The organism is Providencia sp. PROV061, from assembly GCF_011045655.1.
GTDB classification, from domain to species: domain Bacteria; phylum Pseudomonadota; class Gammaproteobacteria; order Enterobacterales; family Enterobacteriaceae; genus Providencia; species Providencia hangzhouensis.
Map to the genome: position 1 here is coordinate 3,997,070 of NZ_CP042861.1, position 16,277 is coordinate 4,013,346.

Below are 16,277 nucleotides of genomic sequence, written 5' to 3' on the forward strand. Positions count from 1 at the left end.
CGATGTAACATAGCAAAGAGCAGGCTTTTGGCCTGCTCTTTGGTTGTTGACAACGTGGGATAACAGTGTGATTTTTCCCGCTTTGCGTTATCAGCCGAAAATCAATCTATTGATTTTCATCATGTATTTTTAGTCATCTCTTCGGATTAATGTTAATAATAGTTAATACGGACAATCGTTGAGGCGCTAAATGGTCCTGTTTTTACCGCTCCCACCTTTTTAACCGTCGCACTGTAGTCACGTGTAATCGATGTACTCCCTAAGGGGAGTGTTCCGAAAAACTGGAAGTAATTAAATTTTATTTTTTCCGCTTTATCATCCGAAATAATTAAATTAGTCCCGTTTTTTAGATCAATGGCATACTCTCCATTTAACGGGTCTGTAGTTTCGAAGTTAATATTCATGGAAAAATTATCTAAGCAGCCCCGCTTCACCGCTTGTATCTGAAAATCTTTTTTAAACTCTTTTCCTTGATTAAGCTCAGTGATCATTAACTGACCATAGTCAATTTGCTGTGACTCTGGGTAAACTTTAATATCAGCCCCACACTTGAGGAAGCGAATACCTCGTAGCCCAGTAATAGAATACTTCAAGTTTTTTGCACCATTGGTATGGTTTATCCCACCACTTCCATCAAACTGGAAAACCGTAAATTGGTTATCCCCTGTGTAGTTACCTGAAGGAGGAACAATACCCGTCACTTTGATATATAGTGTAAAAGTCACTGTTACCGTGACATTCTCTCCGCGGCGAATAGGTGGAGTCCCTAAGTTGACACGCTGCTCATTTTGTTCCAATTGTTGGCCTTGGTAATTCGCGCCTAGTAATAACCCTGTCCCAAGTTTTTGAGATTTCGGATTAAAATACATATGAACAACGTCAACAGCATTACCAAGTACATTGTCACAATAAACGGTTACTGTTAAAGGGTCGGATTGCCAAATAATAGAACCTGCCGTTGTATCAGCAGGAATGGCCAATTGACCTACAGGAACTGCGGGTTTTTCGACGACTCCAGTCCCCTTTTCCACACAATCTAATGCAAAGGTTTTTGGGCTAATAAAAACGAATAGAAATAAAATATAAAAACCATATTTTTGAATAAACTTGTGTATCATGATTTATACACCTTATATGTAAGTAATATTTAAGGTAATTTGCGTTTTAATATTACCCACTGTTAATTCATTTCTTGGTAGATAACTCTCTAGCATGGAATAAATCGTAATTTGCTGGTTATCATCAAAATAGATTGGATAACTACGGTATTCACCATTGGGGACAATATTGCCATCTTTATCCATTAATCGAATCCCATAACCATTTAGAATGGTTTTACCACCAAATAAATTACGGTCTGTACTTTCAGTTGGTTCTGAAATAAACATGATCCGAACAACCGGAACCCTATCATCGCGATTGCGTTTTGGAAAAATACAATCATCAAACTTTAGTTTGATTTCATGCTTAGGGCTTCTGTCTCCAATTTCATTAAAATAATTCAGAGATATTGGTCCTAATTCAATATTTTGATCTATCGAGTAAAATGAAATCTTACAAGGCAATGCCACCACATTTCCCGTAAAATTAAGATCACCTCTCATCATGCTACTATCTGCATAAGCTTGGCTTCCACATAGAGATAGCATAAAAAGACATATTGAAAAGTAGCAATTTCTCATATCTAAAATCCTATTGGCTCTCTTTTGACAGCTGGCAGGTCGACGCAGCGCATTGGTAAGTCAACATTTTCATGCCACCGTAATCATCCATATAACCGGTATATAACTGATTAAAACTGCTTGCTGGTACGGGAACACTTTCCTTAGAAAGCGGGGCAATCATCACACTTTCAAAACCAGGAAAATTTTTCTGGTTATTATTACTGAGATAACCCAATGTCACATAATATTTAGTTGGATTTTCAATAAGTAATTGCCCACCTGTGTGCGTATATTTCAGCTCTTTAGCCCATACTTTATCGCTGTTATTTTCGATTTGAGGTGGTCGATAAAACATTTTGAGACGGCTTTGAATCGCAATCTGTACGACATTTTCTTTATCTGTCACCGGTGGAATTTCACGCACATTTAAATAGAACAGAGATTCTCTATCTTGTGGAAGAGCATCTATTCCCTCTGTTTTAATAATTTTAATTTGGTTTTTAGCATTCGGCTCAACGCGTTGCATTGGAGGTAAAACTGTAAAAGGTTCAGAAACCTTATTCCCTTTTTCATCTTCCATCCAAGATTGAGCTAAGTAGGGCATTGTTTTGCTTTGGTTATTAATAACCAAACTGATTGATTTATCTTTGCCTGGAAAAATGATCCGTGTACGGTCAATATTAATCGCAGCAGACGCAACTTGCATGCCGACAAAAACTAATGAAAATCCTAAAGCTACTACATACTTTTTACTCATACATCATTCCTTTATTGGCAAGGGATCAGGACTTTCCCCTGATTTTTTTCGGCAATATTAGGTAAATTCAAACTACATTGGTTTGCGCCAGCAGCCCATTTCACTATGTAGCTTTCTTCTGGAGCCACACCCGTTAAATAAGCAACACCACTATCTGCAATAATTCCGACTTCTCTTCCTGTACTTAATTCAGTCACACTGGTACCAAGCGGTGGATAATTCCCATTATTCAAACGGATAACTGCTAAAATACGTTTTCCTTGGTTCGCTTTTATTCTCTGAAAACCAATTGAACCCTCAGTTAATGTTTTACCAATAATGTTGTCATTGACATCCACATCGTCAGGCAGTGTATTCATATCAATGTAAACATCTGAATTAGAAAAACTATTTAAGCTTGTCGCAACACCAATCCCAAATCGGTTCGTGACAGATTCACCATTATTAATAGAAATCCCAGCGACATTGTCACTATCAATCATCACTCGAGGTTCGTTGTTAGTCCCGTTACGGTGCATAGCTGCGCCATATTTCGTTGCTGTCATGGAGCCATACCAACTACCGCCAAAAGCACGATATGAGTTCACATTCTCTGTCGCATTAACATTCAATACGCCATAAGGCGATGAATATTGATAACTACCGCTGATATTTGGCTCAGCACGTCCAAGCTTGTGCTGGTCACCACCAACACGCATACTCCAGTAGTTATTATTCTCGTTCGGGCTGTAATAACCTACCGATTGGCCAAAGCTATGGTCATTATCTGCATATTGAGCGTCGTAACTGACTGACGCACCATTTTCAAGTGGCATGGAGAAAGAAAGGTAAATTTGATTATCATCCGTCTCTTCATATTTAATTTTATTAAGTGATAAGGTGCCGGAAATGTTTTTAATTTGCCCTATGCTAAATAACTTACTAAAACTCATACCAAAGTTTGTTGTAGATTCACTATTCCAAAATTGATGGTGAGAAGCATTAAAATAGACAGTTAAGTCCAACGGACTGATATATTGGTTAAAAGACGCGGTATACACGTTTTTGTCACGTCTAAAATCAAGCACACCATTCGCTGCATCAATGTATTGAGGCATAGTTAAGAATTCTTTTTCAGAAAACTTATAACCTGCAAATGTGACCTGCGAATTGGTAGATTCAAAACGTTTAGAATAATTTAAACGGTAGCTGTTACCCGAGTAAGAGCCAAAGTTATCTACATTTGCATGAGTGCGAGTAATATCAAAGGAAATAGCCCCAAACATATTCATGTTTTGCCCTATTCCTAAGTTTATCGCTTGGTAATTGTTATTATCTACCGTAGCAATTAACCCGCCAAAGATGGATGTGTCACCAAATAAACCATAGGAAGCTTCCCCTACAATAAACTTAGGGTCAACTTTCTGCGAGCGGCCAAATGGGTCAGATTGCCCCATGGTAAATTTATAAAGCAGCTGCCCCTGACGAGTTAAAAACGGCAGCGATGCCGCCGTCACTTGATAAGTGGTTTTTGAACCGTCCTCTTCCTCAATGGTGACATCTAAAGTGCCTTGCACCGCTTCAGTAATATCTTGAATATTAAATGGCCCTGGAGCGACTTTAACTTGTTTAATCACACGCCCATTCTGTGAAATAATCACCATTGCATTCGTTTTAGCAATACCCGTCACTTGAGGCGCGTAACCACGTAGTGACGGTGGAAGCATTCGATTATCACTAAAAATAGATGCCCCTATAAAGCGAAAACTATCAAATAAGTCAGTCTTCAAATAAGACTCACCAAGTAAAACTTTTGCACCCATTTGAGGCAAAGCACGAAAGGCATATAACTGAGTCCAATCAAACCGTTCATTCGTTTTACCTTGGGAACGATTATATTGATATTGATAATCAGCGCGGAAACGCCAAGCCCCTAAGTTAACGCCTGCGGTACCGTTACTACTACCACTGAATGTTTCACTATTATTTTTAGGAGCGGAATAGTTGGCAAACAGGTTATAATCAAGAAATGCACCCATAATTCCATTTTCCCATTGGGAAGGTGGAACCCAGTACGGGTCATCATATTCTAACCAAGCTTGAGGAATAGAAAATAAGATATTCTGGTTAGCTTTGTCGAAGCGATAATTAATATCTAAATTTTTAGATAGCTCAATACACTGGCCATTATTATTTTGCAGAAGTTCTTCCTTAACTTTCTTTTTTAATGCAAAAATATTTACCATCTCTGGTGTAACACAGAGTGTTGAGGTATCTTTACTCTCTTCAATAAATTTAATTAAATATTGCCCTGATAATTTTCGACCATTTAATGTAATATCCGTTAGGTATTCACCTGCAGGAATAAAGTCTGGGTTAGAAAACTGACTTAAGTCAATATTATCTCTATCCTTAGCATCAATAATATTCATATTAAATTCCACTGCATTAGACATTCCAGAAAAGGAAAATGCCAAAGCAATCGAAAATAATATTTTATTTATTTTAAACTGAGGAAATAGAGACATGATGTTCCCTGTAAGAAAAATAAAAATAAAGAAAGAAAAATAACAGGCAAATATATGCCTGTTATTTTAAATAAAAAATTACAGGTAGTTTAAAGCGTAAGTTGCTTGAGAAATGATGCTACCAGTTTCAACTTTGCTACCATTTGCTTCAACACGTGCACTGAATACTAATTTATTTGGACCATCCGCTAATGGCAGCTCAACACTGGTATCACCAACTTTCATTGTTGCGCCATCTGCGTTGATTAAACGAACACCAACACCTTTAGAAGTACCTGTATTAGCCAGTAATTCTTTTGCTGTAGTATCTGGAGTACCCGTGAAAGTTACTTTAACTTTGCTAACTGCAGGGAAGACAACTACATCGCTAGCATCTTTAACTTCACCTAAATCACAGTTTTCTAACTGGATATTATATTGAACGCTTTGGCTATATTTGTTACCAGTTTCTAATACTTTATTTGCAACTTGGCCGAGGTCAACGTTAATTGTACCGTCACCTGGGATTGAGCAAGGTGCATTAATAACTTTACCAGTAAAATTGATGACACCACTACCTTGATCTACAGGTGCTGCCTGTGCAATACCAAATGAAGAAGCGATAATTGTAGCTAATGCAATCTTAGTTAATTTCATTTATATTTTCCTATAAAAAGACGACAGATGTACCAATCACCTAATAATCAATAAATTACTAGGTTGATATTTATTTGCTGAGAATGTAAAGGTAAAAATAAGAAAGTTAGATTTTTACTAAAAAAATAAAAACACTACATTTTTATTTTTTTAGATATTTAGTTAACCTTAAATATGAATATTTTTATAATTAGATTACTCTTAATTTTTTAAATTAATTACTTTCTTTATTGATAAAAACATCATCAATAAAAAAGCAAATCATTTCTGTATCTAAAGCGTTAGCAAGGGTGTGCAAGTTTTCAATATTTATATTGCACTCACCCCTTTCATAACGTGAAATCTGTTGTTGGCTAACACCAACAAGATTAGCTAATTCGATGCCTGAAAGCCCTAAATGCTTTCTTCTTTTTCTAATCTCTCTGCCTACTATACGATTTACATTTATCATCAACAATAGCCCAAAATAACCTAAAATATTAAATGGCTAAATTATATTACAAATCAAAAAATTTCACATAATAAATTGCACTGATTATATAAAAAATCAAAAAAGAACAAACCAATTAAAACACGAAATTTGAGTTAATTATAGTTTTCAATATATAAAAGTAAAACTGTTTGTAACGATCGATAGAATAAATTAAAGCCACTGAAACCTATCAATATTTCATTTTTTTAGTTTGCATTATCATATAAGATAAAAAACACATAATTCATATTAGTTATTATTCTTTTTTAAATAAACAAATAATATACAACTAATTGATATTAAAGAAAAATAACAAATTACCACTATCAATGGTAACATCCAAAAATATAACAACGCCTTAATTTATAATGGAATGAAGGCATTTATAATTAATTTTATATGGTATTCATTGATTCCTAAGTATTTTTATATACTTATTTTTATAAATTAATTTATTTTTTACATTTTTAATGTTTGCTTCAAAAAAACAACTAACAATGGTTTTTTTATTCTTATCATTTAATTTAATTTAATTTAATTTAATAGTATTTTTAATTACTCACAATAAGAGTTATAGGATATAAAAAACTGCAATTTTTTTTTATTGGTCGCTATCTACTCATAAATAAATCAAGTTATTCATATTAAGAGTAATAACAATATTAATAGCCATCGATAACTCACATTTCGAGTAAAAAACAACAATCACCAACAAAAATAACGTATAAATAACAATATGTTATACTTGTTTCCAATTGTAACAAAACACAAAAGTCTATTGCAGATCAACAAGGTAAAAATGAAATATAACAAAAAGAAAACATAATAATTGCACTACAGGGAGCTATAAAACGAGTAAAACAAGAGTTTTACCTCGCACTTTCACAAGAAATCAGTCAAAACAACAAAGTAAATGCTTACTATTATTGTATGTTTCACATATAGCTTAGGTTAAATTTGTGCTTTTAATACCGAGAATAAAGAGCATTTGTATGCTTGATTCACTAAATGAAAGCATTTCATTGAGGAATAATTGACCTGATACGCTTTAAACCAAAATGGACAACCTAGGAAGATTACACTTAACTAGGCTATTTTTCCGTATTATATATATTTCAACATCTCTTTTTACGTTAATTTATGTATAAAAATGCTAATATTGGTGACCAGACAGATTCATTCAATAACCTATCGTTATGGAATGAGAAAATAACTCATTATTTTTAGCTCAAATTACATGTTTTTATTTCCCTAACTAAGGAGATAAAAATGATGCCAGCACAATCACAGCTTCAGGTTGCAACTGTCCAGTTCCAACACCGTCCTAGCGACAAAACCTACAATTTAGAACGTATCCATGAGTTTATTACTCAAGCCGCCCAACAGAAGGTAAAAATACTGGTTTTACCTGAAATGTGTATTACTGGTTATTGGCACGTGCCGAAGCTACCAGATGATGCCGTTTATGCTTTAAGTGAAACTTTACATGATAGCCCGTCATTAGCATTAATCCGCCAACGGGCCATTGAATTAGACATGATTATCGGGGTTGGGTTGATTGAAAAAGGGTTAGATGGCAAATGCTACAATACTTGGGTCGCTTGTATGCCAGATGGCCAATACCACGCTCATCGTAAATTACATGCCTTTGAGCACCCCGCCATTCATAGCGGAGACAATTACACTGTTTTCGATACGCCATGGGAAGTAAAAGTTGGTATTTTAATTTGCTGGGATAATAACTTAATTGAAAATCCACGCGTCAACGCGCTACTTGGTGCAGATATTATTCTTGCCCCCCATCAAACAGGTGGAACTCATTCGAGTAGCCCTCATGGCATGAAACCGCTCGACCTTCGTCTCTGGGAAAATAGAAAACAAAATCCTCAAGCATTATTAGATGCATGTCAAGGGGAACATGGGCGCGGATGGCTAATGCGCTGGTTACCCTCCAGAGCCCACGATAATGGCGTGTTTTATTTATTTAGTAATGGAGTTGGCTTAGATGATGATGAAATTCGAACCGGAAACGCCATGATCATAGACCCTTACGGACGAGTAATTAAAGAAAGCTGCGCAATAGATGATGATATCGTCATCGCGGATCTTGAATTAGATTTATTGCCTACCTCGAATGGCCGTCGCTGGTTAACCGGAAGACGCCCTGAGCTCTACCGAATCATCACTGAAACTCTGGGTTACGAAACGGATATTCGCCATGTCCGTTTTGCTTCTGAGAATTCCCCTTATCATCAAGAAAAGCAATAATAGTTAAAGTCAATGGCTCGCTATAGCATTCATAATAGAAATGTTATAGCGTCTTCTATTATCAGGAACTGGCTAACAACTATGGATACTCGACTACTCCGTGCATTTATCACTCTCGCAGAGACAAAAAATTACCGCGAAGCCTCATCACGCCTATATATTAGTCAGCCAGCTTTAACAAAACAAATTCAACTTCTTGAGAAACAATTGGATATAGTACTATTTGAGCGGGGACGTCATGGTGCAATATTGACTCCTCATGGGAAAATACTTTTTCCCTATGCACAACAAGTACTCACTCAAACCACTGAATTTTTACACCAATCCGCAGTGCTTCGAGAACAGCCCCCTATAAAGTTAACCGTCGGGTTTGGTATATCAACATTTCAAGAAGCCTCTTTCTTTGTGGCACGGCTACGTGAAAAATTACCAAATATTCCAATCCAACTGGATGATATGCCTTCTCACGAAATGGAGAAACAGCTACAAGCCCATGAATTGCATATTGCTTTTACTCGTCAATTTGCTTTTAAAACAACCGATAACTTAGAGAGCAAAACATTAAAATCTGAAGTTCTTGCCTTAGCAGTAGCACAAAAATCGGTCTCTTTATTATCAATGAAAGAATATCTAACCCATTTTCCTTTATTGTTATTACGCGCAGAGCGTGGTTCAAAGCTTCATCAGCAAATTCAGAGCTACCTACAATATGAAAGCTTATCAATTACACCCTCTCAGGAAGCAAATGATATTCAAACATTAATTGCCCTTGTAGCCGCTGAGGTTGGCATAAGTCTTTTACCCTATAGTGCAAGAAATATTAGCTCAAAAGATATCCGCTTTATTCCAATTCAACATTGTGAACAAGCCCAATGGGGGATTGATGTGGTATGGCAGGCTTCATTGCCTAAATTATGGCAAAACACCATCAATGAATTGATTGATGAAGTTTATGGAACATTTTCAAGAGAGAGTGAATCAGAATAATTCCGTAATTCCTCTCCGTAATTCCTATATATTAAATATTTGAACTTTGATATTTATTGTCAATATTATGATGAGATAGGCACTACTTATATGTCTGGTAATAGGTCAATCACCCCACTAAAAATCATTGCTTCTGGTGTGGCACTACCTGAAAACAAAATTTACTCCTCAATGCTTGATGAAAAGCTCAATAAACCAAAAGGTTTTGTTGAAAAACATTCAGGTATCGAATATCGCTTCCATGCAAGTCATACCGATTCACAAGCAGTGTTAGCTTCCCTGGCGATTCAAAATGCATTGCATGCGAACCATATCGTACCAAGCAGTATTGATATGCTAATTAATGCGTCTGCAATTCCCGTGCAAGCTTTGCCTTGCTCCGCAGCACATATCCTTGAACAATCAAATTTAAATCAAGGGATTGCCTGCTTTGATGTTAATTCAAGTTGCATAAGCTTTATCACTGCGCTACAGGTTGCTGCGGGGTTATTAGCCACCAGTGCTTATCAACGCATTGCAATTGTTTCTGCGGATATCGCCTCGCGTGGTATTGATTGGCAAGATAAAGAATCATCGTTGATTTTTGGTGATGGTGCAGCTTGTGTTGTTGTGGAAAAAGGGGATGGGAATAGTGGAATTATTTCTTACACACACACCACTTATACCGCAGGCATTGATTTTTGTGAAATTCGCGCAGGTGGCACAAGACGCAACCCACGCGCAGGGATGATTGATGATGATTTTCTGTTCCATATGCAGGGGAAAAAACTGTTTCGCCTCGCATCTTCTTTGATTGAAGATTTTATGCAGCAGGTTTTCAGTGAATCAGATATACAACTCAAACAAATTGGTACCGTGATCCCACACCAAGCAAGCCATCTTTCTTTAGAACATATGCGCCAACGTGTGGGCGTAACAACAGAGCAATTAGTCGATATCTACTCCCATCGTGGGAACCAAGTTGCGGCCTCTATCCCTTCAGCATTACACGAAGCAATTATCACAGGCCGTTTCTATGAAAAGCCCAGTGCCATGCTAATTGGCACTGCCGCTGGGTTAGCGCTGTGCGCCATGGTATTAGTGCCATGAAGATCCTCGTCACAGGTGCCACGAGTGGCCTTGGTAGAAATGCAAGTGAGTACTTACTGGGGCGAGGTTTTGAAGTCGTCGCTTGTGGGCGAAACCCGCAAGCAGGAGAACAGCTAGTAAAAATGGGAGCTGAATTTATCCCTTGTGAACTGGCTCAGCTTTCTTTGCAACAGGCCAAAGAGATGATGACTGGCTGTGATGCCATTTGGCACTGCGCTGCTCTTTCTTCACCTTGGGGCAAACGTCAAGATTTTGAGACAACAAATGTTCATGCAACTCAAATTTTAGCTACCGCCGCGGGGGAAGCCAAAGTCTCACGCTTTATCCATATTTCCACCCCAGCCATTTATTTTAATTTCACCCACCAGCAAAATATTCATGAGTCCACGGTTAATAAACATTTCGCTAACCAATATGCCAGAACAAAATATTTAGCCGAAACTAGGATTGAGCAGTGTGTTAAGCAGTTTCCGACAACTCGTTACACTATTTTGCGCCCTCGAGGTTTATTTGGTCCCCATGATCGCGTTTTGCTACCGCGTTTGCTCGCCCAAATAAAATCACGTAAGGGAAAATTGGTGTTACCTAATGGGGGAAATAACCATTTTGACCTCACCTATGTGGGAAATGTGGTTCACAGCATGCAGTTGGCGACTTTCAAAGAAACACTCCCTAATGGCGCCATTTATAATATTACCAACCAACAGCCCCAAGCACTAAAACAGACATTAAATCAGTTATTTAGTGAACTCAACTTAGATTGCGAAATTCGTTCAGCTCCTTACCCTTTACTGTATGTTATTGCCAGCCTATTAGAAGGCATTGGCTATTTAACAGGAAAAGAACCATTACTCACACGCTATAGCCTTGGCGCAGCCTATTTCACCATGACATTAGATAACCAAAAAGCACAGCAAGAACTGGGTTACTATCCTTTATATAGTATGCAACAAGGTATTCATTTGACCGCTAAATGGCTGAAACAACAGGAGAACCCATGCTAAAAATTCATCAATATGAGGTGGGTTACTGCACACATCCAGGCTGTGTGGCTTTAAAAGGTGCTAGTTTTAAATCCTGTAAATTCCCAGCAAGAGCATGGCTGATTGAAGATGAACACCAGCGTTGGCTGTTTGATACAGGCTATGCTACCCATTTTTATGATCATACGCACCATGGCATTATGCGGTTATATCGAACCGTTACCCCAGTGTATTTCGAAAGCAAAGACGCCCTTGTCAATCAATTGGCTAATGATGGCTTAAAACCTAATGATATCAATGGGGTGATTTTGTCCCATTTTCATGGTGACCATATCGCGGGGCTACGTGACTTCCCTGACATCCCCATTATTTGCTCAGGAGATGGCTGGGCTAAAACACGCCCTTTAACAGGGTTTGCTGCATTGAAAAATGCCTTTGTCAGTGGTCTTCTACCAGAAGACTTTGAACAACGTACTGTATTTTATGAAGGTTTCCCAAAGGTGGCGTTACCTAATGAATTACAAGTTTTGGGCGAAGGCTATGCGGTAAATCAACAGAAGACGTTATTCATTGTGCCGCTCCCTGGGCATGCTGCAGGGCATATTGGTTTGTGTGTACTAACTGACTCAGGCTGGATATTGCTCGCAGGTGACGCAGCATGGTCTCCCACTAATTACCGTGAATTGCGCGGCCCTATGGCCATTGCCAATATCATCATGGATGATAAGCAGGCTTATTACGAAACACTCAATAAATTACATGAAATTGATAAACGCAATGTGGTTATCCAACTGTGCCACGAAGGGGATTTATTGTGATCCTCTCGATGCTTTGGCATTACTGGCGCGCTCGTCATTTGACGTTTCGCAACCGTGACGAGCTAGAAGCTTATCAACAAAAACGTTTGGCACATTTTAAGCGCAAAGTGTTATCGAAAAGCCCTTACTTTCAGCGATATATCAATCAGCCATTATCTAATTTTCCCATTATGAATAAACAAGTCATGATGGATAATTTTGATGAGATGAATACCGCCGGGCTTTCTAGCCAAAAACTTCTAGAATGTGCACAAAAAAGTGAGCAATCTCGGGATTTTGCCCCTAAAGTAGGGCGCTACAGTGTCGGGTTGTCCTCTGGAACCTCAGGCCGTCGAGGCCTTTTCGTTGTTAGCCCAGAAGAACAAAATGTTTGGTCTGGCAGCATGTTAGCTAAAATGCTACCTAAAAGTCTGTTTAGTGGTGAACGTGTTGCTCTATTTTTACGTGCTAATAATAACCTGTATGAAAGTGTCAATAACCGTTGGATTTCACTGCGTTTTTATGACCTTTTTGCAGATTTTGACCTGCAACTTACTGCACTTGAACAATATCAACCATCAATTATTGTTGCGCCAGCCCAAGTGCTATGCGCAATAGCTGACGCCATTAACCAACAGAAACTTCAACTAAATGTGCAGAAAGTCATTTCCGTGGCTGAAGTATTAGAACCCCATGATAAACAAAAATTACAGAATTGCTTCCCCAATGTTGGAGAGGTCTACCAAGCAACGGAAGGTTTTTTAGGCTGTACTTGTTCTCATGGTACTTTACACTTAAATGAAGCGTTTGTGCATATTGAGCCTAATTGGCTTGATAATAACCGTTTTTCGCCGATTATTACGGATTTTACCCGTAAAACACAGCCTATCGTTCGTTATCAACTGGATGATGTGTTAGTGGTGAAAAAAAACACCTGCCCATGTGGCTCCCCTGAAATGGCGATAGAACGGATTGAGGGTCGCTGTGATGATTTGCTTCAACTTCCGGGTTATAACGGCAAAATGGTGACTATTTTTGCAGATCCCTGTGCGCGGGTTATTGTGAATCACTTACCTGTTACTGCTGATTTTCGCTTAACACAGCAAGGCAACTCATTATATTTACAGGCTGAATGCTCTCCCATGGAGTTATCCCATTGCCAGCAACAGCTAGCAAGTTACTTTGCAAGCCAACACGTTGATATTACGCAATTAGATTGGCAATTATCATCAGCCGCTATTACGCAAGCACTCTCGGTTAAAAAGCGACGTATAACCCGTAAGGAAGTAAAATGAACAACAGGGAATTATTCACTCGCTTTATTTATTGCCTACTCGGCTGGGGAACCGTAGGTATTGTTTACCAATATACCGGGCAAGTGACTGGGCAAGCTCATATTTTACTCCCTAGTAAACTAGATAATGCCGTCCCATTTTCCCCCGATGCCATCTGGCTTTACCTCTCCTTTTTTCTGTTTATCCCACTTGGGTATTTTCTCTGTCCCCTAAGAAAAGCGCGCCCACTTATGTATGCCATGCAACTCTGTGCGCTGGTTTCTGGGGCTGTTTATTTGTGCTACCCCACGACTATGCTATACCACGATTACGACTTATCAACCTTATCCGGACTGGCTTTATCTGCTTTAATGAATATTGATAGCCCACAAAATTTACTACCTTCTCTACATGTCTCATTGACTCTCGTCGTACTGAATGCATTATGGTCAACACAACAAAAATTTCGCACGGTTCTAGCCGTAATTTGGGCCCTTGCTATTTGTGCTTCTGTATTGGTGTTAAAACGCCATTTATTTATTGATGTGGTCACTGGCGCACTCACCGCTTGTGGGGCATTAGTGATTGTTCACACTGCGAAGTTTGTCTTAAAGAGAAACACTAATGAATGAATTAACCTTTCCGATTGTTTTCATGTTAGCGGTTGTGGTCGCAGAAGGTTTGGTGATAGCCAAAACACAAAAAGGAAGCGTTAGCTGGCAAGAATTGGTGTTCAACCTGAACTCTGGCCATATTATGCTGTGGCTGTTTAGAGGGTTAGAGATTTTTTGTTACGGCTTTGTCGTGACCCACTATTCGTTCAATCTCGTTGAAAACTGGCCAACCGCACTGGTGTGGGTGTTTACGATTTTTGCTTGGGACTTTGGTTTTTACTGGCTACACCGTTTACACCATACCTACCGTGTTTTATGGGCCGTTCATGTGGTACATCACCAAGGGGAGCACTATAACCTATCATTAGGCGTGCGTAATTCGTGGTATTCATCACTCACATCAATCCCATTCTTTATGTTGCTGGCATTAATGGGGATCCCTTTAGAAGTGTTTATAACCGTTTCAATATTGCACTATACCATTCAATTTTTTAACCACAGTGCGCTGATCCCGCGTTTGGGTTGGTTGGAAAAATTCATGGTAACACCACAGCACCACCGAGTTCACCATGTGAAAGAAGGGCACTATTCCAACCGTAATTTTGGCGGCAGTTTTATTTTTTGGGATAAACTGTTTGGTACGTTTTCCAAATTACCTGAAACGGAACACCATTTTGGCATCAAAGGGGCTCCCGCTTCTGAAAACCCATTTATTGATAGTAATTTGCCTTTTTGGCGTATCATTAAACGTCGCAGTCAACCCAAGGAAAAACCCGTCCCCTTATTTCGCGTGAACCAAATCGCATTAGTAATGGGAACACTTCTCCTATTTAGCCTAGTTATTGGTTATGTCTATATTTATGGCTATGGTTATCAGGGAACGACTCAACAGCAAGTGATTTTATTTATCTTATTAGCCTTAGGTACCGTGGCACTATCAGGTATTTCAGATGGCCGCAAAATTGGCCTGATGAGCTGGTTTTTTATCGCTTGCTTACTATTAATTTGCATTTTATTTATTTGGCAATGGACAACGCCATTTTGGGTAATTTTTACCACGGCTCTGTGGCTGCATAGTTTATTAATGTTACTTGGTATCGGCCGAAAACCCATACAGGTGCGTGATGTCGCCTGAGCAGCTAAGGCCGTTAGGCTACCAACACCGCCATGATCAAGCGTTCCAAAAAGCGTTGAACAAGGCCGCTAAACACTATTTACAACAGCGTGCAGATCACCGGTTCGCTGACTTACGCTTTTATTTAAAAAGCTTGGTTTTAATCTTGTGCTGCCTAGGCAGTTACGGCATAGCGCTATGTGTTAACGCGTCTTGGGCTTTTTTTATTTTTTATCCCCTGTTTATCTGCTTCGCATTATTATTGGCGATTAATTTAGTTCATGATGCTTCCCATAATGCGATTTTCAAACAGGCCAAAGCCAATTATTGGCTCAATTTTTGGGTCACTATTCCGTTGGGTTTAGACCCTGAATGTTGGCGAGTCAGGCATATTATTTTTCACCATGCTCACACCAATATTCGTCATTATGATTTAGATATCGAAGAAAATTTCGTCTTACGTCAAACCCCTTATCAGCGCTGGTACCCGTTTATGCGAGCTCAGCATCTGTATTGGCCATTAATTGCCGCAATGACTTTCCCTGCATTGATTTGGTTCTTTGATTGGATGGACAGATTTCATTTGACGCGCGTCGCCCCGCATATGCGCCATCAAGGCCGTCGTGGTATTGGGGCATTTTTATTGGCTAAGTTACTACATTTGATTGTTGCAATAGTCATACCTGCGTTTGTTATCACTGATATCAGTTTAGGTACCTTGCTACTCACTTACTTATTTAGCCAAATGCTTGCCTCCCTCGTATTTGTTGTATTAATACTTGGCACCCATTGGGCGAAAGCAACTTTTTATACGCCCCCCAAAGAAGGCAATATGCCGCATGGTTTTTATACTCATACTTTTTCAACCACTTATGATTGGCAAACCACACCTCGTTGGCTAACCTATTGGTTAGGCGGGTTAAACTTACATCTTACACATCATTTATTTCCGAATTGGAACCACCGCCATTACCCTGCACTTGCTAAGATCATTGAGCAAACCGCCGAACAGTTTTCGATGGATTATCATTGTATTAGCGCGAAAGAATTGTTTGTTTACCAACAACAATTTTTAAAAGAGATGGGAACGGGCAAGCAAGCGGATGAGCACTGAG

General features: G+C 38.8%; 15 protein-coding genes. 9 read left to right on the forward strand and 6 right to left on the reverse strand.

The genetic code is table 11. From position 1 onward, the window contains the following. Positions 1–152 precede the first annotated feature (152 nt). From FVA72_RS18485 to FVA72_RS18510, 6 genes are all read right to left on the reverse strand, one after another. Positions 153–1,118 carry a fimbrial protein gene (locus tag FVA72_RS18485; protein ID WP_004259112.1) on the reverse strand — a complete coding sequence of 322 codons (966 nt, stop codon included), beginning with the start codon at positions 1,116–1,118 and terminating at the stop codon, positions 153–155. A gap of 12 nt (positions 1,119–1,130) precedes the next feature. Further along, entirely contained in the window at positions 1,131–1,607 is a 477-nt protein-coding gene (locus FVA72_RS18490) for a fimbrial protein (RefSeq protein WP_226617002.1), read from the reverse strand. Positions 1,608–1,692: 85 nt separating this feature from the next. After that, positions 1,693–2,421, reverse strand: a complete 729-nt coding sequence (locus FVA72_RS18495; protein ID WP_004259120.1) for a fimbrial biogenesis chaperone — start codon at positions 2,419–2,421, stop codon at positions 1,693–1,695. An 11-nt stretch (positions 2,422–2,432) separates the two neighbouring features. Next, positions 2,433–4,928 (reverse strand): fimbria/pilus outer membrane usher protein, encoded by a 2,496-nt coding sequence (locus FVA72_RS18500; protein ID WP_110591168.1) that lies wholly within the window; start codon positions 4,926–4,928, stop codon positions 2,433–2,435. Positions 4,929–5,006: 78 nt separating this feature from the next. Then, positions 5,007–5,564 (reverse strand): fimbrial protein, encoded by a 558-nt coding sequence (locus tag FVA72_RS18505; RefSeq protein ID WP_004259129.1) that lies wholly within the window; start codon positions 5,562–5,564, stop codon positions 5,007–5,009. Positions 5,565–5,778: 214 nt separating this feature from the next. After that, a complete protein-coding gene (locus tag FVA72_RS18510) occupies positions 5,779–6,015 on the reverse strand; it encodes a helix-turn-helix domain-containing protein (protein ID WP_004259130.1) in 237 nt (78 codons plus the stop codon). Between the two features lie 1,293 nt (positions 6,016–7,308). On the opposite strand from FVA72_RS18510, the gene FVA72_RS18515 reads away from it, so the two are divergent. From FVA72_RS18515 to FVA72_RS18555, 9 genes are all read left to right on the forward strand, one after another. Continuing rightward, a complete protein-coding gene (locus tag FVA72_RS18515; protein WP_110592558.1) occupies positions 7,309–8,304 on the forward strand; it encodes a nitrilase family protein in 996 nt (331 codons plus the stop codon). A gap of 81 nt (positions 8,305–8,385) precedes the next feature. Next, positions 8,386–9,291: a LysR family transcriptional regulator gene (locus FVA72_RS18520; RefSeq protein WP_110591167.1), complete on the forward strand. Its 906-nt coding sequence runs from the start codon at positions 8,386–8,388 to the stop codon at positions 9,289–9,291. A gap of 90 nt (positions 9,292–9,381) precedes the next feature. Then, entirely contained in the window at positions 9,382–10,380 is a 999-nt protein-coding gene (locus tag FVA72_RS18525) for a 3-oxoacyl-[acyl-carrier-protein] synthase III C-terminal domain-containing protein (RefSeq protein WP_110591166.1), read from the forward strand. Beyond that, complete coding sequence (locus tag FVA72_RS18530) at positions 10,377–11,384, forward strand: NAD-dependent epimerase/dehydratase family protein (RefSeq protein ID WP_110591165.1); 1,008 nt, start codon at positions 10,377–10,379, stop codon at positions 11,382–11,384. Before FVA72_RS18525 ends, FVA72_RS18530 begins: the two co-directional genes overlap by 4 nt. Next, a complete protein-coding gene (locus FVA72_RS18535) occupies positions 11,378–12,181 on the forward strand; it encodes an MBL fold metallo-hydrolase (protein WP_110591164.1) in 804 nt (267 codons plus the stop codon). The genes FVA72_RS18530 and FVA72_RS18535 overlap by 7 nt, the downstream gene beginning before the upstream one ends. Next, positions 12,175–13,455 (forward strand): F390 synthetase-related protein, encoded by a 1,281-nt coding sequence (locus FVA72_RS18540; protein WP_172412240.1) that lies wholly within the window; start codon positions 12,175–12,177, stop codon positions 13,453–13,455. Before FVA72_RS18535 ends, FVA72_RS18540 begins: the two co-directional genes overlap by 7 nt. Then, positions 13,452–14,066, forward strand: a complete 615-nt coding sequence (locus FVA72_RS18545; RefSeq protein ID WP_094961571.1) for a phosphatase PAP2 family protein — start codon at positions 13,452–13,454, stop codon at positions 14,064–14,066. Before FVA72_RS18540 ends, FVA72_RS18545 begins: the two co-directional genes overlap by 4 nt. Continuing rightward, a complete protein-coding gene (locus FVA72_RS18550) occupies positions 14,059–15,183 on the forward strand; it encodes a sterol desaturase family protein (protein WP_110591163.1) in 1,125 nt (374 codons plus the stop codon). The genes FVA72_RS18545 and FVA72_RS18550 overlap by 8 nt, the downstream gene beginning before the upstream one ends. Beyond that, on the forward strand, positions 15,173–16,276 hold the full coding sequence (locus tag FVA72_RS18555) for a fatty acid desaturase family protein (protein WP_110591162.1): 1,104 nt from the start codon (positions 15,173–15,175) through the stop codon (positions 16,274–16,276). The genes FVA72_RS18550 and FVA72_RS18555 overlap by 11 nt, the downstream gene beginning before the upstream one ends. The last annotated feature ends 1 nt before the right edge of the window (position 16,277 follow it).

Excerpts from the sequence above, each read along its gene's own strand:
- FVA72_RS18490 (WP_226617002.1), bottom strand. The coding sequence starts at position 1,607 with ATGATGAGAGGTGATCTTAATTTTACGGGAAATGTGGTGGCATTGCCT.
- FVA72_RS18500 (WP_110591168.1), bottom strand. The coding sequence starts at position 4,928 with ATGTCTCTATTTCCTCAGTTTAAAATAAATAAAATATTATTTTCGATT.
- FVA72_RS18485 (WP_004259112.1), bottom strand. The coding sequence starts at position 1,118 with ATGATACACAAGTTTATTCAAAAATATGGTTTTTATATTTTATTTCTA.
- FVA72_RS18525 (WP_110591166.1), top strand. The coding sequence starts at position 9,382 with ATGTCTGGTAATAGGTCAATCACCCCACTAAAAATCATTGCTTCTGGT.
- FVA72_RS18510 (WP_004259130.1), bottom strand. The coding sequence starts at position 6,015 with ATGATAAATGTAAATCGTATAGTAGGCAGAGAGATTAGAAAAAGAAGA.
- FVA72_RS18550 (WP_110591163.1), top strand. The coding sequence starts at position 14,059 with ATGAATGAATTAACCTTTCCGATTGTTTTCATGTTAGCGGTTGTGGTC.
- FVA72_RS18535 (WP_110591164.1), top strand. The coding sequence starts at position 11,378 with ATGCTAAAAATTCATCAATATGAGGTGGGTTACTGCACACATCCAGGC.
- FVA72_RS18505 (WP_004259129.1), bottom strand. The coding sequence starts at position 5,564 with ATGAAATTAACTAAGATTGCATTAGCTACAATTATCGCTTCTTCATTT.
- FVA72_RS18555 (WP_110591162.1), top strand. The coding sequence starts at position 15,173 with ATGTCGCCTGAGCAGCTAAGGCCGTTAGGCTACCAACACCGCCATGAT.
- FVA72_RS18530 (WP_110591165.1), top strand. The coding sequence starts at position 10,377 with ATGAAGATCCTCGTCACAGGTGCCACGAGTGGCCTTGGTAGAAATGCA.
- FVA72_RS18495 (WP_004259120.1), bottom strand. The coding sequence starts at position 2,421 with ATGAGTAAAAAGTATGTAGTAGCTTTAGGATTTTCATTAGTTTTTGTC.
- FVA72_RS18545 (WP_094961571.1), top strand. The coding sequence starts at position 13,452 with ATGAACAACAGGGAATTATTCACTCGCTTTATTTATTGCCTACTCGGC.
- FVA72_RS18515 (WP_110592558.1), top strand. The coding sequence starts at position 7,309 with ATGCCAGCACAATCACAGCTTCAGGTTGCAACTGTCCAGTTCCAACAC.
- FVA72_RS18520 (WP_110591167.1), top strand. The coding sequence starts at position 8,386 with ATGGATACTCGACTACTCCGTGCATTTATCACTCTCGCAGAGACAAAA.